Origin of the sequence: Pseudomonas sp. OST1909 (assembly GCF_015277575.1) — a bacterium.
Lineage (GTDB): Bacteria > Pseudomonadota > Gammaproteobacteria > Pseudomonadales > Pseudomonadaceae > Aquipseudomonas > Aquipseudomonas synxantha_A.
In genome coordinates, this window is the sequence record NZ_CP063780.1 from 1,856,480 (window position 1) to 1,875,686 (window position 19,207).

Genomic DNA, 19,207 nt, shown 5'->3' on the forward strand with positions numbered 1-19,207 from the left:
TGATCGAGGAGTTGCTCATTGAGCATGCAGACAGGTTGCGTTGTGAGTAGTCGACACTGTGCAAGCTCGGTGCTCAGATCCACGCGGCCCCCGGCTCGACATGGCTGCCGGTCTACTAATTATCTCAGTGCCCAACGAGCGATGGGCCGGTTTATTTACGTAGGTGCGACAACCGCGATGAACAACACCAAGAATTTACTTATGCAACGCCAGATAGGCGCTCGCTGGTTATCACCGTTATCCAGAACGAGCAGTCCACACAACAAATCGGTGGAGGCAAGGAGAACTGAGCAGGAAAACGGAATCTACTTACCCGTGCGGTTTCCTTGAGGCCAGATCGACCACTTTGCTGTCGTTCATCTTAGCTTTGAGCACACGATTCTCGTCCATCAGTACTTCGTTGATGGAAGCAAGACTGGCGAGCTTGGTCTGCAGCTCTTCGATCTCCTGGCGGTACGCTGCAGACTTTTTGCGTTCCACAATCAAGTCTTTTTGTTTCACATCACGCATGGCACGACTGGAGCGACCTTGAGCCTCTCGGATAGCCTCGGCAATTCGCGGATAGTGGTTGTGAATTAGCGCCGTTGATACGCCCGCCTCACGGGCGACCGCCGCGATGGTAATCTTGGACTCCCCAGGGCGGGCGCGCCCCTTCTGGATGCGGAGGAGGGCGAGTTTCAGATCCTTCTCGCGATCCTCGGCAGGTTTGTAGTTGGTCGCCTTATCTTTGAGTTTCATGCGATTAGAGTCTCCGGGTCCATTCCCAACTGTGCCAGTACGTCACGGCAGCGATTCAGGTTGCGCTCAACGCGCTGGCGGCCGCCCTCGCCAATGTCTGTGCAATGCAGCAGCCCTTTCAGATCATCGTATAATTGTTGGTAAATGGGCGCATGACCGCGTCCTATCACGGCATGGTTGCAGTCGCCGCAGCGGGTACGTTCAAGGGTGTTGCCGACGCAACCGTCATTGTCCGCCGTGCACCAGGCGTGGCCGTTGCTCCGGATTGCGGTACTCTCACTAATGGACTTCAGCATCGAGGCATGATCCTTGAAAATCAGCAGGTTCTGTGGTTCTCGCTGCCACTTTTTCAGCGCGTTGCCATAGCCACCGGCCAGGGGGGCGTCACCTAGCCATTTGTCCACGACGCCGAGTTTTATGTCTTCCACCTCTCCCTGAATATCGTCGTACAGTTCAAGGTCCAGATGTTGTCCCCAAGTATCATCCATGGCGTAGCTCAACGTCATGTCCAACGACCAGTGCGCGAAATGCTCCTTGAGGTAGCGCAGGTCGCCGAAACGGCTGTGTGCGGCGTAGTTGGCGAACTTGCGGCGGAACTGATGGGTAGTGAGATTCCAACTCAGACCGCAATTCTTCGTGAATGCTTTAAGTCGCCCATTCCAATTTTTGTTGCTAAGCGTGCGTGCCAGATTATTTTTTCGATCAACAGCGAGAAAGAGCGCATGGCGGTGTTTCTGTGCCTCTACTATCTGCGGATCATATGGATTGGCGCGTCTACGCTGCATGATTTCGGCGGCAAGCTTGGCCTGATAGGGCGCGGCCCAGCGCTCCATTACGCGCAGGGCGCGCACAGCGACTTCGGGGATCATCCAGTCATGCACACCAGTATCGGTTTTTTCCGAGCGAGCGCGCATCCAGTGGTATGTGGTGCCTTCATCGTCCTCAGTGCGGTGGTGTGCGCCTGACTGTAGGTTGGTTAGCTCGTGATTTCGACAGCCGGAGGTGCTGGCTACGACGATGTAACAAGAAGTCCGCAGATCGAGTAATGCCTTAGTGAATGAGTTCAGACCGCCCTCCCAACCAAGAGCGCCAAGTTGAACATTCATAGCGACATAGACGGCACTGGTAAGTTGCCCTTTTCGCTGCGTCGTTAGAACTTCTAATGCATCGCGGAGGTCAAGCAGGTGCAGACCGCGTTCAACTTGCTGGTAGGCTCGCTCGAACAGAACGCAGAACACATCATCGGGGATCAGATGCGTTTTGCTCTCGTAATTAAATCCACGGCCGGTGAGCCCTGCCAATGCCTTTGCTGAAGTCTCCGGCCATGGATGCGCCGGCATCCGATCGTCGGTATATTGACTGAGTTCATAGAGCGCTTCGACGGCTTTGAAACGGGTACTTATTGCAGCTTGCGAAAGTGGCTTACCCTTGGATAGCTTGGTTTGACGATACGCCTTGCATGCGTTCACATAGGTCCCGCAGACCATGGGGGTCGCCGCGTTAATGTGATCGAGTTTAAGCGCCTGCAAATGGCTTAAGAATGGCTGTGCATCGTGAAATAAGCGTCTCATAGAGCCGCCTTTAGGACGCGCGCCGCCTCTGAGGCCACGTCGTAGGTAGCGGTACAACACTGCTTTCATCACTTCTAGAAATGCCGACGGTAGTTTGTTGAAGTCCAGCCGTTTCTTGCTCATCTCCACGTTGCTGGCGCACCCATCGAGTTGCCAAATATTATCGCCGTAGCGGCTAAGGATGACCCACTTTCCATCGATCTGAGTGGTGCTGACAATTAGGGTGTCGCGCTCGGATTCAGAGAGTCCACGCACATCACCAGGCAGGGCTGCAAATAGGGCAAAGGTTGTTGCCACCAAGGTGTTATCGCTCATGCAAAGACTTCCAGATTGTCAATCAGATCAACTGACCAGAACGGATGCGGCAGGATGCGGGCACGCTCACGGGCAGCCTCCACGACGGCTGCCTTGAACGTGCCGCGACGAAGGCCCTCGGCAATGATGTAGTGGTCTATCAAACGGGGGATGTGAGCGTACTCTCGTGCCCAGCGCCGCTTGTCCATACGTGAGCGCTCGGTCAGCACGCGGAAGTAAAAGCTGAACAGCTTATACAGATCCTCGGCGGTCACCGCATAGTGACTGCACCGCAGGCAGTTTATGAAGTTCATGCAGGTCGCGCCCTCGCGCTTCGGGGCGTACTGGCCGTTCACCGGGTCGGAGCAGCGGCCCATGGGGGTATTCGTAAAAGTCGCTCCAATGGTCTGGGTTAGCATCTCCTGCACCAGTACCTCGCCCATGAACTGCCAGTTGCGACGGGCAACATTACCGGGTGCCAAGTAGTTTTGGTCGGCTACCCGCAGGGTATTGCCGAGGGCTGCGGCAGTGGTTACCAAATCGCCATCGGTCAGCTCGAAGATGCGGTTGGCGAAGGTCTTGCGCAGGCGTGAGATGTTAATGCGCAGTGGCTTTCCGTCGCTGTCTGTCAGGTTATAGCGAGCTACAAAGCTTATTGCGGCCTCTCCCAACGATGCAGAAGTCAAGGCATGGACTTCGCCGGCGTTTTTCCGGTCACGAGAGCGATACAGCCACACGCGGCCCTTGAGGTCAACCGGTGCTTCTGCATCCAAAGGCTCGGTAAGAGTCATCACGCGACGGATCAGCCGTTCTAGGTTGGTTCTCACGCTGGGCGTGGATTCCAAAAGGCGTTCGGCGTCTGACGCGGCGCGGAGGGCCACCTTGCTGGAGTTGTAACCGCGCCGTTTCCATAGCACCAGGAACACGGTGTTGTCCTTAGGGTGCGAGCGCAGGCAGTCGCGACCCATTTCCACCAGTGGCGTGGTATTGCGCCCAGTGTGCAGTGCCACGAGCAGCAGGATAATGCTTAGGAGTTCACTGGTTATATTTACATCATCATTCCAAATCGGCTTGATGGCGTGTCGCAGCGCCACCACTAAAGCTCCCTGCTCGCGCTTAGAGAGCGCCATCGCGCGCATGGTCTTGCGGTTGATGTTTGGAAAGGGATTATATGGGAAGGTCGCGGAATCGCCGGAGGTGACAAGGTGGACCAGTCCACGCCGCCCCAAAGCGATCAGTACGGACTTAGTCTTCGCGTAGGTGCTTTTCTGATAGGTAGTTTTCACGCCCATCCCGGCAAGATGGCCGAGATAACCGTCGATCAGGTCCCGGGTTATATCGGTCAACGCCAATTCTCGGCCAAATGCCGTCGCGTGCAGCAAGCAGTAGTCGAGAAAAAGGCGCAATCCTTGCCTGCAGTAAGCAGTCACCGAGCTCGTCGCGATGACGGCGTTCCCTTCTGAGAGGAAGCGTTCGATCTGGCGCTGGCAAGCATAGGTGATGGGATCTATGTCAGCGCCATACCAGCGGGCAAAATCGAAGGTACGGGCCGAGGTGGCGTTCCGCCCGAACGTAATCTTTGTATTAATCGGCGGAATTACCTCTGGCAGAATCACCACATTACCTGCCATATCCTGACTGTGCTCGACTTGCGGGACGTTGAGGTCGGTCTTCGTAAATATCTTGCGTTTGCCCATCAAGCAGCCCCTACCAGTGCGTTCAATTCATCGTCATACGCCAGCACCGCCTTGTCGGCCATTTCATTGACCAGATGCAGGTACACCATGGTTGTCTGAATCGAGCTGTGGCCGAGTTGTCGCTGAATGAAGACCAAAGGCTCCAGACCTCTGTTAGGGGTACGCTGGAGGCTAACTAGGGTTTGGGTTGCATAGGTGTGACGGAGCATGTGCGTGTGGACCTTGATTCTAGCCCGCTTGCCGGTCTCGCTGATGATCCGGTTGAGGCTTTTGCCATCGTCACCATAGGGTTTACCGGACTGGTTAAGGAGCAAGGCTTTTTGTGGAGTCTTGCTTAACGAGGCGCGCTCGCCGCGTATCTTCGTCACATAGCGATTGAGTTCATCCATGAACTGGCGGCTGACGTAAATATCCCGTGACTTGCTGCCCTTGGTCATCATACCGCTGCCGTCGAACGGATCGAGCCGAATGCGGATGTTGCGTTCGGCTCGTCCAACCTTGTCTGGGTCGAAAACATATGCCAGCGGGAAGGAAGCGATTTCCTCGCGGCGCAGACCTGTATGCAACGCCAGGCGAATCATCATCCTGTGATGAGGGTTCTCCGCTTCGGCCAGGAGAGATTTGATCTCGGCCATGCTTAGAAACTTGGGCAAAATCTTGTGGTAACGCGGTATCACATTGTTTGCCATCACCTGACCACCACGGGCATCGACATGCGCAAGGAAGCCACATTCACGCTTTACGGTGCGCTCTTCATGACCGAACGGCAGGCGCTTCACCCAGCCATTATCTAGGGCGAATTCGTAGAACTTACAGATGTACGTCAGTCGCTGGCGTGTAGTGTTCAGAGCCAGGCCGCACGTGTCCAAGCAATAGTCTCGGTAGGCAGACACAAGACTCTTAGCCTCACCTCGATCTACGTCCCGCCAGTCCAGTTCGTGCGCTTGGAGGAAGCTGAAGAAATCATAAAGAGAGCGTCCAGTACTTGGCCAGGAGCGTTTAGACCCTATAGCACCGCGAATTAAGTAATGGCGAAAAAATTGATTGGCGGGGACACAACTCTCCATCGAGTCCCACAGAAGAACGGGGAATCCCGGGTAGGGTTGCCCAGCGATCACAAAGTCTTTAGTAGCGTTTACAAGCTCCATCTGCCATCCCTTACTAGAGCAGATACCCAATCCCTTAAGCCTGCTTTAACAGATTCAGGGTCATTAGATCGCCCTTTAATTACCAGCTCAGGCTAGGAGTTCGTAAGGGGCTGCTATCTAATACAATGGGAATCTAACGCTTGCAAGGAGTCAGATCATCGGGTTACCACCAATACTTTCCAAAATTCTCCGGGTTGGCCCAGAAGCGTGCGTTGAGCCAGTCGGGCACTTGTTTATAGTCAAGCAGATCATAGGTAAACAGCGTCAGAACTTGCTCATCGCGCTGGAAGCGCTCGCCGGCTTGCAAGGCCAGGGAAAAGAAGTCGGTGTCCTTCCAGTCGCAGGCACGCAGGTCGACCAGCACCGCGATCCGGCTGGCATTGAGGTTTCGAATGCCGCCCAGAAGCGTCAGACCTTGAGGCTTGGGCAAGTGTTCAAGGCAATCGACTACCAGCGCCAAATCAAAACGCTGCGCTGCCAGTTCGGCAGGCAGTGGCCCAGGTGCGGCGACACAGACGTTCACATCCGGGTGCGCGGTTTTAAACGCCTCCAGCGCCGGAAACTGGCTGGCGCCCAATAACAGCAGGCGTTTGGGCTGGTGCAACTCAAGCAGGGCAGCCAGGGCTTGCTGGGGTGTACGGGAAGAAATTCCAGCGGTCATTGCAGATCCTCACATCAGGACGGTAGAGACTAGCGCGGCTGGGCGTGCCAGCCTAGGACATTGCGGTCAGGGCCACGGCGGCTTGTACCGTACCAGCGGAAGTTTTTTGATCCTTCACTGGCAAATCGCCGGTAGAAGTCGTTACTGTGCGCTCAAAGAAAAATTTGAAAACACTCAGGAGCCCCATGATGCGTAAGGTTTTTCTGTTGGCCCTGCTGGTCAGCCCCATTGCCCTGGCCCAGAGCGTCAGTGTCGAAACCAACTCGTTGATGCGCCTCCCCAGCAGCACCAGCGTGTTGCAGCTTGAGCGCCTGGACGTGGCGGACTATGGCACTTTGCTGATTCCGGCCACTATCAGTCAGGTCACTGTGGATGAGTTGCACCTGGGGCGTGACGCACGCATCACCATTGTTCCCGGCGCTAGCGCGCTGCAAATGCAAGTGCGCCAGGCGCAACTGGAGCAGGGTAGCCAGATCACGTCGCGCGGCGCCCCCGGCACCCATGAAAAACCTGCCAAGGCTGGGCGTGACCTGACCTTGCGGATCAATTCCCTCACTGCTGAAGCGTTGTCGGTAGACGCCCGCGGCGGTGCCGGTGCCCAAGGGTACGCGGGCCTGGATGGCGCCAACGGTGTGGACCCAGGCTGCACCTGGGGTTCGGCCGGGCGCGGGTTTAACGGTGACAACGGCGGTGACGGCCTGCCGGGTGCGGCGGGTGCGCAGGTACGTCTGGAGTTGCCGCAGGACTTCCCGATTGAGCAAATCAAGGTCTGGGTGGACGGCGGTGCCGGTGGGTTGCCTGGCGTGGCGGGTAAACCTGGCAAGGGTGGGCAGTCCAAGGGCTGCCTGGTGTACCGCGCCGATGGTGGCGACAAGGGTCGGCCGGGGCTTGAAGGGCAGCCGGGGCCGGCCGGGCCTGCGGGGGCGGTGACCATTCAGCGGCTTTGAGTCGACTGTTCCGATGCTACCGGGGCAAGGCGAGTCGTCGCATCGCCCCTTCCACATGTTGGAATGCATTTCAGGTGGGAGGGGGCTTGCCCCCGATGGCGGCCTCAGGGCCGACCAGGATGCTGGATCAGACCGAGTACATATCCGTTATTTGGGTAACGGCTGCTATTGGCTCCGCTCTTACAGCGGCTCACTTTTGAAAAGCCGGAATGCCGGCCCAGACAAAAGTAAGCAAAACGCTCTTGCCCCACCACTCGGCACCTCGCCTAGGCTCGGTGTGCCCGTAATCCGCCAGTGATTTGGGGGGTCGCCGCCACGCGCCATCCATGGCGTGGGGCGGCTAAACCGGCATCCCTGCCGGTTTACCCCCCAAATCCCTGTCGAATTCCGGCCAGCGTGGTTTGACGGGGCGCTTAAGATCAAAAGCAGATCAAGATCAAGAGCGGCTCGCTTCGCATCGTGGTTACCGTTGGGTACGGCGAACTGTAGTTGTGTAGATATCCACACCCCGATGGCGATGCAAGCCTCGCCTCAGAACATCGGTCGAGCCGAAGCAATCGCCACCACCACCAACCCTACGATCAGATTAATCCCCACCAATTTGCGAATCTGCCCCAGCGCAGCCGCGCCCGCCGGCCAGTCCTCAGCCGCCACCGCCTTGCGCAGTTCCGGGAACTTCAACGCCTGGATGCGGATAAACAGCGCAGTCATCACCAGATACAACCCCATCATCACCTGCACATAGCGCGGCGCGGTTTCAAAACCGTTGAAGCGCAGTTGCAGCAAACCAACGCCGCTGATCGGCAAAATCACGACCGCGACCCACACCCACACAAAAAAACGTTGAAGCACATTTGCCCACAACTTGAGCCGGGCAGGGCCCTCAAGGGCCGCCATGGCGGCGGGTCGCAGGATCATCCAGGCGAAAAACATACCGCCGACCCAAATCAGGGCGGCCAGTACATGCAGGGTGTAAGCGAGGCTAAACGCGGTCATTGTGGTACTCCGTTCTGCGCGGGATTAATTAGCGGGGTATGATAGCGGCCGATCCGAACCACTGAAAATTTATCCAGCGTTTTTTGCGCCCGACTATCCATGATCAGCACTGAACTCAAAACCACGATCCAGGGCGCCTATTCGCGTTTTCTCGAAGCCAAGAGCTTGAAACCGCGCTACGGCCAACGCCTGATGATCGCCGAAGTGGCGAAAGTCCTCGGGGATATCGACACCGATGACGAAGGTCGCCGCGAGGGCGAACCTGCGGTCGTGGCCGTCGAGGCCGGCACCGGTACTGGCAAGACTGTGGCCTACAGCCTGGCCGCGATCCCCACCGCCAAGGCCGCCGGCAAGCGCCTGGTGATCGCCACCGCCACCGTCGCCCTGCAAGAGCAGATTGTCTACAAAGACTTGCCCGACCTGATGCGCAACAGCGGCCTGAGCTTTACCTTCGCCCTGGCCAAGGGCCGTGGCCGCTACATGTGTCTGTCCAAGCTCGACGTGTTGCTGCAGGAAGGCCATGCGCAAACCGCCACCGCATCGCTGTTCGAAGAAGAAGGCTTCAAGATCGAGGTCGACGAGGCCAGCCAGAAGCTGTTTACCAGCATGATCGAGAAACTGGCCGGCAACAAATGGGACGGCGACCGCGACAGCTGGCCCACCGCCCTGGAGGATTCCGACTGGGCGCGCCTGACCACCGACCACAGCCAGTGCACCAATCGCCATTGCCCCAATTTCGGCCAGTGCGCCTTCTACAAGGCCCGCGAAGGCATGGGCAAGGTGGATGTCATCGTCACCAACCACGACATGGTGCTGGCCGACCTGGCACTGGGCGGCGGCGCGGTGCTGCCCGACCCACGCGACACGCTTTATGTGTTCGACGAAGGTCACCACCTGCCGGACAAAGCCATCGGCCACTTCGCCCATTACACGCGCCTGCGTTCCACTGCCGACTGGCTGGAAACCACTGCCAAGAACCTCACCAAGTTGCTGGCCCAGCATCCGCTGCCCGGCGACCTGGGAAAGCTGATCGAGCAGGTGCCGGAGCTGGCGCGGGAGATCAAGACCCAACAGCAATTCATGTTCAGCGCCTGCGAACAGGTGGCCGACTTCAAGCCCGGCGAAGACGTCGAGGGCCGTGAGCGCCCGCGCCACCGTTTTGTCGGCGGCATGATCCCCGAGCACATGCGCGAAATGGGCATCGAGCTGAAGAAAGGCTTTTCACGCCTGACCGACTTGTTCACCCGCCTTACGGATTTGCTCAAGGAAGGCATGGACGGCGAGGTCAATATCGGCATTGCCAGCAACCAGGCCGAGGAGTGGTATCCGCTGTTCGGCAGCCTGTTGTCCCGCTCACAGGGTAACTGGGAGCTGTGGACCGCGTTCACCGTGGAAGATCCGGAAGACAACCCGCCCATGGCCCGTTGGCTTACCCTGTCGGAAAGCGGTGCGCTGTTTGATATCGAGGTCAACGCCAGCCCGATCCTCGCCGCTGAAATGCTGCGCCGCAACCTGTGGAACGTGGCCTACGGCTGCCTGGTAACGTCGGCCACGCTGACCGCCCTGGGCACCTTTGATCGCTTCCGTATGCGCGCCGGCCTGCCGAAAAAGGCCGTTACCGCTGTGGTACCGAGCCCGTTTCATCATGCCGATGCCGGTGTGCTGCGCGTACCGGACCTCAAGGCTGACCCTCGGGATGCGGCTGCCCACACGGCGGCGATCATTCGCGATCTGCCGTCACTGGTGGAAGGTTCGCGCGGCACCCTGGTGCTGTTCTCGTCGCGCAAACAGATGCAGGACGTGTTCGATGGCCTCGACCGCGACTGGCGCAAACAGGTGTTTATCCAGGGCAACCTGTCCAAGCAGGAAACCCTGAACAAGCACAAGGCGCGGGTCGACGGCGGTGATTCCAGCGTATTGTTCGGCCTGGCAAGTTTTGCCGAGGGCGTGGACTTGCCTGGCGCTTATTGCGAACACGTGGTGATCGCCAAGATCCCGTTCTCGGTGCCCGATGATCCGGTCGAGGCCGCACTGGCCGAATGGATCGAAGCCCGTGGCGGCAACCCGTTCATGGAAATCTCGGTGCCGGATGCCTCATTGAAGCTGGTGCAGGCCTGCGGGCGCTTGCTGCGCACCGAGCAAGACCGCGGCACCATCACCTTGCTTGACCGCCGCCTGGTCACCCAACGCTATGGCAAAGCTATCCTCAATGCGTTGCCGCCGTTCAGGCGCGAAATTTCTTAAACCCCCGTGGGCGAATTCGCCCACTTTGTGGTCTATCTCATCACTATCACCAGGCCATTCACCGGCCGTCTGGGAGAACCTTGTTCGTATGATTCGCACGCTGCCCGCTCTTTTTGCCTTGCTGTTCGCTGCGCCGTTGATGGCCGCGCCTGCCGGGCAACAAACGCTGTTCAACTTCGTCCGGCCTGCCGATGTGGTCAAGGTGGCGACTCAGGACGCCAGCCTGCCCCAATACAACGCCGAACAAACTCCCGAAGGCGAGGTGCTGCGCCGTATCACCTTCAACCCGGCGGCCGAGCCAAGCCTGGTGCTCAGCCCGCAATCCGGTGTGTGGGACTGGTCGCAATCGAGCGCCATGAGCCTGCGTATCCAGAGCGCGATGAACTGGGCACTGACCCTCTACGTCAAGGTGCAGAGCGCCGACGGCAAGACCCTGGTCAGCCGCATCGACTTGCCGGCCGGGCCTGCGCAGACCCTGCTGGTACCATTGCAAGCCAACTCGCCACTGAGCCAGGGCATGAAGGCTGGCCCGCCGATGCCGATGACCGTGGATGGCCAGCGCGTATTACTGGCCGGCAGTGCCGGCGAAATCGACCGCAGCCAGGTGGTGTCGGTGACCCTGTCGATGATCAAGCCCAATGCCGCCCAAAGCATCCTGCTGGAGCGCTTTGGCGTGCAGGACAGCGAGCCGGTAATGACGGCCGCCTACAGCGAACTGGTCGATGCTTTTGGCCAATCCACCCGGGCGCGCTGGCCGGAAAAGGTCAGCAGCGACGAGCAGCTCAAGGCGTCGGCTGCCAAAGAGCAGCAGCAGCTCAAAACCTGGTTGGCTGAGCGAGACAAATCCTCCCTGGACCAATACGGCGGCTGGAACAAAGGCCCGGCGTTCGATTCCAGCGGCTTTTTCCGCACAGAGAAGCGCGACGGCCGCTGGTATCTGGTGACGCCTGAAGGTCATCCGTTCTATTCACTGGGGGTCAACACCGTGGCTGCGGACAACAGCCAGACCTACGTGGCAGGGCGTGAGTGGATGTTCGCGGCGTTGCCCAAGGCCGGCGAATCCTTCGACAAGTACTACGGCAGCAGCGATAACCGCACCGGCAACGGTGCCGGCGAAGGTCGCGGCTTTGGTTCGGGGCGTTGGTATGACTTTTATGGCGCCAACCTGCAGCGCACCTACGGCGGCGAGAGTTTGGACCAGAAGCGCTGGGTGACGCACACCCTGGACCGTCTGCAAGCCTGGGGTTTCAATACCGTGGGCAACTGGAGCGACGAGGACCTGGCCACTGCCGACCGCGTGCCTTATACCCTGCCGCTGTCGATTGTGGGTGACTACGCGAGCATCAGCACCGGCACCGACTGGTGGGGCGGTATGCCCGATCCGTTCGATCCACGTTTCGCGATGGCCACCGAACGCGCCGTGGCCATCGCCGCTCGTGATCACCGCGACGATCCGTGGTTGATCGGCTTTTTTGCCGACAACGAACTGGCCTGGGCCGGTCCTGGCGACGATGCAAAATCCCGCTACGCCTTGGCTTACGGCACCCTGCGCATGACCACCGATGTCCCGGCCAAGCGCGCGTTCCTCAAGCAGCTGCGTGACAAATATCGCAACGAGGAAGGTCTGTCCAAAGCCTGGGGTATTCAACTGGCGGGTTGGGAACTGATGGAAGACCCAGGCTTCGAGCCACCGATGCCCAGCCCTGAACACCCGGAAATCGAAGCTGACTTCAAGTACTTCCAGAAGACCTTCGCCGACGCTTACTTCAAGACCATTTCCGACTCGCTGAAGTGGCACGCGCCGAACCAACTGTTGCTGGGCGGCCGTTTTGCCGTGAGCACCCCGGAAGCAGTGGCGTCGTGCGCGCAGTATTGCGATGTGTTGAGCTTCAACATGTACACCCTAAAACCCCAGGACGGTTATGACTTCGCCGCCCTGCGTGAGTTGGACAAACCGGTGTTGATTACCGAATTCAACTTCGGCTCGGCCGACCGTGGCCCGTTCTGGGGCGGCGTGACGCAATTGGCCCGCGAAGAAGATCGCGGTACGGCGTACGCCACGTTCCTCAAGCAGGCCATGGCCGAGCCATCGATTGTTGGCGTGCACTGGTTCCAGTACCTGGACCAGCCGGTCACCGGGCGTCTGCTGGATGGCGAAAATGGCCATTTCGGCCTTGTTGGCATCACCGATGTACCTTTCCAGGGCTTCGTTGACAGTGTGCGCAAGAGCAACCTGGCGGCGGTCGACCAGTTGGGCCGTGAGGCGCAAAAAGCCAAGGCGACCCGCACGGCGCGTGAAAGTGAAGGCGCCAAGCAGGGGCAGGGCGGCAAAGGCGCAGGGCAGGGCGCTGGACATGCAGGTGGGCACTCCGGCAACGGTCATTGATTCGTCGTTGACGGGTTCACAAAACCCACAATGGCTGAAAGAATGGCGGCCACTTTTCATGGTGCTTTGCGAGGGGAATCAGGTGCAGATTCAGGGTCATTACGAGCTGCAGTTCGAAGCGGTACGCGAAGCCTTTGCCGCATTGTTCGATGATCCCCAGGAGCGTGGTGCCGGGCTGTGCATCCAGGTAGGCGGGCAAACCGTCGTCGATCTATGGGCCGGTACTGCCGACAAGGACGGAGCCGAAGCCTGGCACAGCGATACCATCGTCAACCTGTTCTCCTGCACCAAGACCTTCACGGCTGTCACTGCCTTGCAACTGGTGGCCGAAGGCAAGCTCAAGCTTGATGCACCGGTGGCTGACTACTGGCCGGAATTCGCTGCGGCGGGCAAGGAGGCGATCACATTGCGCCAGTTGCTCTGCCACCAGGCCGGGCTGCCGGCCATCCGCGAAATGCTGCCTACCGAAGCCCTGTATGACTGGCAACTGATGGTTGACACCCTGGCGGCCGAGGCGCCGTGGTGGACCCCGGGCGAGGGTCATGGCTACGAGGCGATTACCTACGGCTGGCTGGTCGGCGAACTGTTGCGCCGCGCCGATGGGCGCGGGCCGGGTGAGTCGATCGTGGCACGGGTCGCACGGCCGCTGGGGCTGGACTTCCACGTTGGCCTGGCGGATGCAGAGTTTTATCGGGTGGCCCATATAGCGCGCAGCAAGGGCAATATGGGGGATGAAGCCGCGCAACGGTTACTTCAAGTAATGATGCGCGAACCGGCGGCGATGACCACACGGGCATTTGCCAATCCACCGTCTATTCTGACCAGCACTAATAAGCCCGAATGGCGACGCATGCAGCAACCCGCGGCAAATGGTCACGGTAATGCGCGCAGCCTGGCCGGGTTTTATAGCGGTTTGTTGGACGGTAGTTTGCTGGAAAGCGACATGCTCGAACAATTGACCCGCGAACACAGTATTGGGCCGGATAAAACCTTATTGACCCAAACCCGTTTCGGCCTGGGCTGCATGTTGGATCAACCGCAGCTGCCCAATGCCACGTTCGGCCTCGGGCCACGCGCTTTCGGGCATCCCGGCGCAGGGGGCTCGGTCGGGTTTGCCGACCCTGAACATGATGTAGCGTTCGGTTTTGTGACTAATACCCTGGGCCCTTACGTACTTATGGACCCGCGTGCGCAGAAGTTGGTCGGAATATTGGCCGGTTGTCTATAAACCCCTTGCTGTTTCACAATTTTTTGTTACAAAGGCAAGTATAAAAAGATGCTGAACGACATGTTGTAACTTGAATGTTCTTTAAGCGTCTGTTTAACGGGTCATCAGGCCCCCTGGTTTTTTCTCATTTTGTGGATATCTCATGTTATCGAACAAGTCCTTGGCACTGGCGCTGTGCCTCACTATTACAGGTTGCGCACAAACTCCACAAAATGATGCCGAAGGTGGGCATTGGTGGTCATTTGGATCGGACAAGGCTGCGACCAAGGACGCAGTGACCCAAACCGACGCCAAGCCGGATGCCAAACCAGCTGCCGGCGCCAAGCCTGTTGAACCTGTCGCCGCTGCTGCTGCACCTGCTTCGCCCGCCAAGGCTGATACCGGCTACAGCTGGTGGCCGTTCTCCACCAAGAGTGCCGAAGAAAAAGCCGCCGATGCCAAGGCCGACCTGAAAGCCGACCTGAAGGCCGCAACCCCGACTTCCGACGCGGCACCTGTCGTCGCCAAGACCGACGCCGAACCCCGCTGGTGGTGGCCGTTCGAAAGCAAGCCAAAGCCGTTGGCCAAGGTCGACGTGACCAATGTGCCAATGCCTGACCCGAAAATCACCCAAGCCTGGCTGGACGACTACGAGCCACGCCTGCGCGAGGCCATCAAGGGCAGTTCGCTGCAACTGGAGCGTCGCGACAACGTGCTGGTCGTGATTGCCCCGGTAGACGGTTCCTACAACCCGAAGCGTCCGGCGATGCTGCTGCCGGTGACTTTGGGCCCGTTCACTCGTGTGGCCAAGGCCGTTGAGGCTGATCCCAAGACCGCCGTACTGGTTCTGGGCCACGTCGATGCCACCGGCAGCGCTCCTGCGAGCCAGGCGTTGAGCAAGGAGCGTGCGCAGTCCATTGCTTCGATCTTCAGCCTCAGTGGTTTGAAGCAGGACCGCTTGATGCTGCGTGGCATGGGCGACCTTATGCCGCGTGCCGCCAACGACAGCAACCAGGGGCGTGCGCTGAATCGTCGCATGGAAATCATGTTCACTCAGCGTACAACGATGCTTGCACTGCTGAGCCAGTACAATTCGGGCAAGACGCCACCGGTTGCTGAAATGGTTGCCGTGCAGAATGCTCCAGCCCCGGCACCGGCGGCAAAAGCACCAGCCAAGAAGGCTCCGGCCAAGAAAGCGGCCGCCAAGCCAGCGGCTAAAAAGGCCGCGGCCAAACCTGCTGCGAAGAAGCCGGCTGCAACCAAAGCCAAGGCTGCTGCACCCGCTTCGAACGACCAGGCGAAAAACTGAGCCGTTGAACCACAAGGATAAAGCCGCATGACCCAGGCACTGGCTGATATGCGCCGTGACTACACACGGGACGGTTTGAGCGAGGCCCAGGCCCCCGACGAGCCGTTTGCGTTGTTCCACCAATGGTTTGGCGACGCGGTGAAAACCGAACAGCCGCCGGTGGAGGCCAATGCCATGACCCTGGCGACGGTCGACCAGGACGGTCGCCCGCACTGTCGCATCCTGCTGCTCAAGGGCCTGGATGCACAGGGCTTTACCTTCTTCACCAACTACCAGAGCGCCAAGGGTGAGCAACTTGCGGCGCGGCCGTTTGCGGCCATGACGTTCTTCTGGCCGACCCTGGAACGCCAGGTGCGTATTGAAGGGCGCGTGGTCAAGGTCACCCCTGAAGAGTCGGATGCCTATTACCAGGTGCGCCCGTTGGGCAGCCGCCTCGGCGCCTGGGCATCCCCGCAGAGCAGGGTCATTCGTGACCGTGAAGAGCTGCACGATCTGCTCAAGGCCACCGAACAGCGTTTCAGCGATACCCAGCCCGATTGCCCCGAGCATTGGGGTGGGTACCGTTTGCTGCCCGAGCGCATCGAGTTCTGGCAGGGCCGCGCCAGCCGCCTGCATGATCGTCTCAACTATCGTGTACAAGACGCCCAATGGATTCGCGAGCGCCTGGCGCCCTGAGCGTCACCTTTCGTCATCCCGCCTGAATCATGCCCCTTGCGCCGACGTCTCTATTCAGGAGACTTCGGCGCTTTTGATTGTGCGGCTACAATGATCAAGCAGCTGATGGCACCGTTGCGCACCACAGTTAGGCTACCGTTGGTCGTGTTTTCTGGTGCTGGCAGTCTGTACTCAGGCTGAATGAAAGCAATTTTCTGCCCGGCTTGCCGTGACAGGCGCCAAGCCACAGCGTTTAATGAATACCTGTCCTTTGGAGTTGATGCTATGCGTAAGTCCGTTTTACTAGTTGCCTGCTTTACCATCCTGTCATTGCTGTTGGGTGGCTGCGCCTCGAGTCTGACCGGCGACTCGTACTCCCGTGATGAGGCGCGTCGCGTTCAGACCGTGCGCATGGGTACCATCGAATCCCTGCGTCCGGTGAAAATCGAAGGCACCAAGACCCCAATCGGCGGCGCTGCGGGCGCAGTCATCGGCGGTGTTGGCGGCAGCGCCATCGGTGGCGGCCGTGGCAGCATCGTCACCGCTGTAATCGGCGCGGTCGCGGGCGGCCTGCTGGGCTCGGCCACCGAAGAAGGCCTGACCCGCACCCAGGGCGTGGAAATCACCGTGCGCGAAGACGACGGCAGTATGCGCGCCTACGTACAAGCCGTGCAGGAAAATGAAATCTTCCGCATTGGCGACCGCGTACGCATCATGACTGTTGACGGTACCAGCCGCGTTACTCGCTAAGCGGTAAGTAATCGGGCAAAGAAAACCCCAGCCGGGTGACCGGTTGGGGTTTTTTTATGCTGCTTTCCCAGGGGCTCAGGCTTTTTTGCGACTCGCCATCGCCGTCACCGCATACCCGATAAAGGCTGCCAGGATCGACCCGGTCAGAATCCCCATGCGGTCTTCACCGGCAAACTCGCTGGCACCCGGCACAAATGCCAGGGAGCCTACAAACAGGCTCATGGTGAAGCCGATACCGCACAGAACAGCCACGCCAAGCACCTGGCCCCAGTTGGCGCCGCTGGGCAGGGACGCGATACCAGTCTTGATCGCCAGCCAAGTGAGGCCGAACACACCGATGGTCTTGCCGATCAACAGGCCGGCGGCGATGCCCATGGGCACGGAATGGGTGAAGCTCTCCAGGCTCACGCCGGTGAGGGAAACCCCGGCATTGGCGAACGCGAACAACGGCAGGATGGCGTAGGCCACCCACGGGTGCAGGGCGTGCTCCAGGGTCAGCAGCGGTGAGGTTTCGGCGTTCCGGGTGCGCAGTGGAATGCAGAATGCCAGGGTCACACCGGCCAGTGTGGCATGCACACCGCTCTTGAGTACGCACACCCACAGGATCAGGCCGATGATCAGGTAAGGCCCAAGCTTGATCACGCCCAGGCGATTCATCGCAATCAAGGCAATCAAGCAAGCCCCCGCGCCCGCCAGGGACGCGCCGGACAAGTCAGCGGAATAGAACAGTGCGATGACGATGATGGCACCGAGGTCATCAATGATTGCGAGGGTCATCAGGAACAACTTCAGCGACACCGGTACGCGCTTGCCCAGCAGTGCCAGCACGCCCAGAGCGAACGCGATATCCGTGGCCATCGGGATCGCCCAGCCGGCGAGGGCGGCCGGGTTGTCCTTGTTCAGCGCCCAGTAGATCAGCGCCGGCACCACCATGCCGCCGATGGCCGCTGCGCCGGGCAGCACAACCTGGGAAGGCTTGGAGAGGTGACCATCGAGCAGTTCGCGTTTGACCTCCAGGCCGATCAGCAGGAAAAACAGAGCCATCAGGCCGTCGTTTATCCACAGCAGTGCCGGCTTGGCGATTTTCAACGCGCCGACCTGGGCAACCACCGGTGTATCGAGAAACGCGTTGTACAGGTGCGACAACGGTGAGTTGTTGATGATCAGCGCCAACGCGGCAGCGGCGATCAACAACAGACCACTGGCGGCTTCCAGCTGGAAGAAACGAGTAAAAGTGCTACGCAGAGGCAAGGGATGCTCTCCATTTGAGGTTCAATAGGTGGGTACCCTAACCCGTACAGTTAGTTGTTAAAACAAAAGTTATATTCTTATTTGTTATAAGAGATGAGCCGGGTTACCCATGCGTCAAAGACTAGCAATTGTGTGTCCAATTGAGTCGGCACTGTATCTGTGTCAAGTGTAGGAAACATCTTAAGATCAAGGCTGAAAACCTTAGAGAACCTACCATGAGCGACCACCGTACCTGGGCCCGCGAAGCCATTCGCATCATTGAAGCGGACTTCCAGCGGAGCGCCGACACCCACCTGATCCCGTTGCCGTTACCGGGGTTGCCCGGCATCGAGTTGTACTTCAAGGACGAGTCCAGCCACCCCACAGGCAGCCTGAAACACCGGCTGGCCCGCTCGCTGTTTTTGTACGCGCTGTGCAATGGCTGGCTCAAGCCGGGCGCCCCGGTGATCGAAGCGTCCAGCGGTTCCACAGCCATCTCTGAAGCCTACTTCGCTCGCCTGTTGGGGTTGCCGTTCATTGCCGTCATGCCGGCCACCACCTCCCAGGAAAAGATCGCCCAGATCGCCTTCTACGGTGGCAAGAGCCATCTGGTTCAGGATCCGACGCAGATCTACGCCGAATCCGAACGCCTGGCCCAGGAAAGTGGTGGTCACTTCATGGACCAGTTCACCTACGCCGAGCGTGCTACCGACTGGCGCGCAAACAACAACATTGCCGAATCGATCTTCCAGCAGATGCGCTTTGAGGAGCACCCGGAGCCCAGTTGGTTGATTTCCAGCCCCGGCACTGGCGGCACCACCGCGACACTGGGCCGCTACGTACGTTATCGCCAGCATTGCACCCGCGTGCTGTGTGCCGATGCCGAGCGCTCGGTGTTTTTCGACTTCTACCAGAGCGGCGACGCCAGCCTGCGCCTGGAGTGTGGTTCGCGAATCGAAGGGATTGGTCGCCCGCGTGTCGAGGCGTCGTTTCTGCCGGCGGTGATTGATGCGATGGTCAAGGTGCCAGACGCCTTGTCATTGGCGGCCATGCATTACCTGGCTGGGCGTTTGGGACGACGGGTCGGCGGTTCCAGCGGGACCAACCTGATCGGCGCGTTGGTGGCTGCGCACCAGATGAAAGCGGCGGGAGAGTCAGGCTCGATCGTAGCGATCTTGTGTGATGGCGGCGAGCGTTATGCCACCACCTATTACGATCAGGCGTGGTTGGCGGGGCAGGGGTATGAGCTGGATGGGTTGGTTGCGGCAGTGGCTGCGAGCGTAGAGCAGGGCGAGTCTCTACCGACCAGTATCCTGCGCGCCAACATCTGACCGGGCGCAAATCAAAATGTGGGAGGGAGCAAGTCGAATCGTCG

Annotated in this window: 15 protein-coding genes; 8 read left to right on the forward strand and 7 right to left on the reverse strand. The window is 59.3% G+C overall.

What is annotated here, in order from left to right; all coding sequences use genetic code 11:
- Positions 1–309: 309 nt before the first annotated feature.
- The 5 genes from IH404_RS08065 to IH404_RS08085 all read right to left on the reverse strand — a co-directional run bounded on the left by IH404_RS08065 (position 310) and on the right by IH404_RS08085 (position 6,109).
- Positions 310–738, reverse strand: a complete 429-nt coding sequence (locus IH404_RS08065; protein WP_194440254.1) for a TetR family transcriptional regulator — start codon at positions 736–738, stop codon at positions 310–312.
- Positions 735–2,624, reverse strand: a complete 1,890-nt coding sequence (locus tag IH404_RS08070; protein WP_194440255.1) for an integrase — start codon at positions 2,622–2,624, stop codon at positions 735–737. Before IH404_RS08070 ends, IH404_RS08065 begins: the two co-directional genes overlap by 4 nt.
- Complete coding sequence (locus IH404_RS08075) at positions 2,621–4,300, reverse strand: hypothetical protein (RefSeq protein ID WP_194440256.1); 1,680 nt, start codon at positions 4,298–4,300, stop codon at positions 2,621–2,623. The genes IH404_RS08070 and IH404_RS08075 overlap by 4 nt, the downstream gene beginning before the upstream one ends.
- Positions 4,300–5,448 carry a site-specific integrase gene (locus IH404_RS08080; RefSeq protein ID WP_194440257.1) on the reverse strand — a complete coding sequence of 383 codons (1,149 nt, stop codon included), beginning with the start codon at positions 5,446–5,448 and terminating at the stop codon, positions 4,300–4,302. The genes IH404_RS08075 and IH404_RS08080 overlap by 1 nt, the downstream gene beginning before the upstream one ends.
- Before the next feature lie 163 nt (positions 5,449–5,611).
- On the reverse strand, positions 5,612–6,109 hold the full coding sequence (locus tag IH404_RS08085) for a DUF6231 family protein (protein WP_005785798.1): 498 nt from the start codon (positions 6,107–6,109) through the stop codon (positions 5,612–5,614).
- A gap of 188 nt (positions 6,110–6,297) precedes the next feature.
- On the opposite strand from IH404_RS08085, the gene IH404_RS08090 reads away from it, so the two are divergent.
- Positions 6,298–7,056 (forward strand): collagen-like protein, encoded by a 759-nt coding sequence (locus IH404_RS08090; protein WP_078820485.1) that lies wholly within the window; start codon positions 6,298–6,300, stop codon positions 7,054–7,056.
- Between the two features lie 531 nt (positions 7,057–7,587).
- Here IH404_RS08090 and IH404_RS08095 read toward each other — a convergent pair.
- Positions 7,588–8,052 carry a CopD family protein gene (locus tag IH404_RS08095; protein ID WP_005785801.1) on the reverse strand — a complete coding sequence of 155 codons (465 nt, stop codon included), beginning with the start codon at positions 8,050–8,052 and terminating at the stop codon, positions 7,588–7,590.
- Positions 8,053–8,151: 99 nt separating this feature from the next.
- On the opposite strand from IH404_RS08095, the gene dinG reads away from it, so the two are divergent.
- From dinG to IH404_RS08125, 6 genes are all read left to right on the forward strand, one after another.
- Complete coding sequence (gene dinG / locus IH404_RS08100; protein ID WP_005785803.1) at positions 8,152–10,296, forward strand: ATP-dependent DNA helicase DinG; 2,145 nt, start codon at positions 8,152–8,154, stop codon at positions 10,294–10,296.
- Positions 10,297–10,384: 88 nt separating this feature from the next.
- A complete protein-coding gene (locus IH404_RS08105; RefSeq protein WP_194440258.1) occupies positions 10,385–12,682 on the forward strand; it encodes a beta-galactosidase in 2,298 nt (765 codons plus the stop codon).
- 82 nt (positions 12,683–12,764) lie between these two features.
- Positions 12,765–13,910 (forward strand): EstA family serine hydrolase, encoded by a 1,146-nt coding sequence (locus IH404_RS08110; protein ID WP_032881067.1) that lies wholly within the window; start codon positions 12,765–12,767, stop codon positions 13,908–13,910.
- 142 nt (positions 13,911–14,052) lie between these two features.
- On the forward strand, positions 14,053–15,198 hold the full coding sequence (locus IH404_RS08115; protein ID WP_005785808.1) for an OmpA family protein: 1,146 nt from the start codon (positions 14,053–14,055) through the stop codon (positions 15,196–15,198).
- Between the two features lie 27 nt (positions 15,199–15,225).
- On the forward strand, positions 15,226–15,873 hold the full coding sequence (gene pdxH, locus IH404_RS08120; RefSeq protein ID WP_005785810.1) for a pyridoxamine 5'-phosphate oxidase: 648 nt from the start codon (positions 15,226–15,228) through the stop codon (positions 15,871–15,873).
- Between the two features lie 264 nt (positions 15,874–16,137).
- Positions 16,138–16,602 (forward strand): glycine zipper 2TM domain-containing protein, encoded by a 465-nt coding sequence (locus IH404_RS08125; RefSeq protein ID WP_194440259.1) that lies wholly within the window; start codon positions 16,138–16,140, stop codon positions 16,600–16,602.
- A gap of 75 nt (positions 16,603–16,677) precedes the next feature.
- Here IH404_RS08125 and nhaA read toward each other — a convergent pair whose 3' ends face one another.
- Positions 16,678–17,853, reverse strand: coding sequence for a Na+/H+ antiporter NhaA (nhaA, locus tag IH404_RS08130; RefSeq protein ID WP_005785813.1), 1,176 nt, complete (start codon positions 17,851–17,853; stop codon positions 16,678–16,680).
- A 215-nt stretch (positions 17,854–18,068) separates the two neighbouring features.
- Between nhaA and IH404_RS08135 the strand changes: the two genes are divergently transcribed.
- Complete coding sequence (locus tag IH404_RS08135; RefSeq protein WP_194440260.1) at positions 18,069–19,163, forward strand: PLP-dependent cysteine synthase family protein; 1,095 nt, start codon at positions 18,069–18,071, stop codon at positions 19,161–19,163.
- The last annotated feature ends 44 nt before the right edge of the window (positions 19,164–19,207 follow it).

What these genes read in the sequence shown, in the direction of transcription:
- IH404_RS08065 (WP_194440254.1), bottom strand. Translation starts at nt 738, where the DNA reads ATGAAACTCAAAGATAAGGCGACCAACTACAAACCTGCCGAGGATCGC.
- IH404_RS08070 (WP_194440255.1), bottom strand. Translation starts at nt 2,624, where the DNA reads ATGAGCGATAACACCTTGGTGGCAACAACCTTTGCCCTATTTGCAGCC.
- IH404_RS08075 (WP_194440256.1), bottom strand. Translation starts at nt 4,300, where the DNA reads ATGGGCAAACGCAAGATATTTACGAAGACCGACCTCAACGTCCCGCAA.
- IH404_RS08080 (WP_194440257.1), bottom strand. Translation starts at nt 5,448, where the DNA reads ATGGAGCTTGTAAACGCTACTAAAGACTTTGTGATCGCTGGGCAACCC.
- IH404_RS08085 (WP_005785798.1), bottom strand. Translation starts at nt 6,109, where the DNA reads ATGACCGCTGGAATTTCTTCCCGTACACCCCAGCAAGCCCTGGCTGCC.
- IH404_RS08090 (WP_078820485.1), top strand. Translation starts at nt 6,298, where the DNA reads ATGCGTAAGGTTTTTCTGTTGGCCCTGCTGGTCAGCCCCATTGCCCTG.
- IH404_RS08095 (WP_005785801.1), bottom strand. Translation starts at nt 8,052, where the DNA reads ATGACCGCGTTTAGCCTCGCTTACACCCTGCATGTACTGGCCGCCCTG.
- dinG (WP_005785803.1), top strand. Translation starts at nt 8,152, where the DNA reads ATGATCAGCACTGAACTCAAAACCACGATCCAGGGCGCCTATTCGCGT.
- IH404_RS08105 (WP_194440258.1), top strand. Translation starts at nt 10,385, where the DNA reads ATGATTCGCACGCTGCCCGCTCTTTTTGCCTTGCTGTTCGCTGCGCCG.
- IH404_RS08115 (WP_005785808.1), top strand. Translation starts at nt 14,053, where the DNA reads ATGTTATCGAACAAGTCCTTGGCACTGGCGCTGTGCCTCACTATTACA.
- pdxH (WP_005785810.1), top strand. Translation starts at nt 15,226, where the DNA reads ATGACCCAGGCACTGGCTGATATGCGCCGTGACTACACACGGGACGGT.
- IH404_RS08125 (WP_194440259.1), top strand. Translation starts at nt 16,138, where the DNA reads ATGCGTAAGTCCGTTTTACTAGTTGCCTGCTTTACCATCCTGTCATTG.
- IH404_RS08135 (WP_194440260.1), top strand. Translation starts at nt 18,069, where the DNA reads ATGAGCGACCACCGTACCTGGGCCCGCGAAGCCATTCGCATCATTGAA.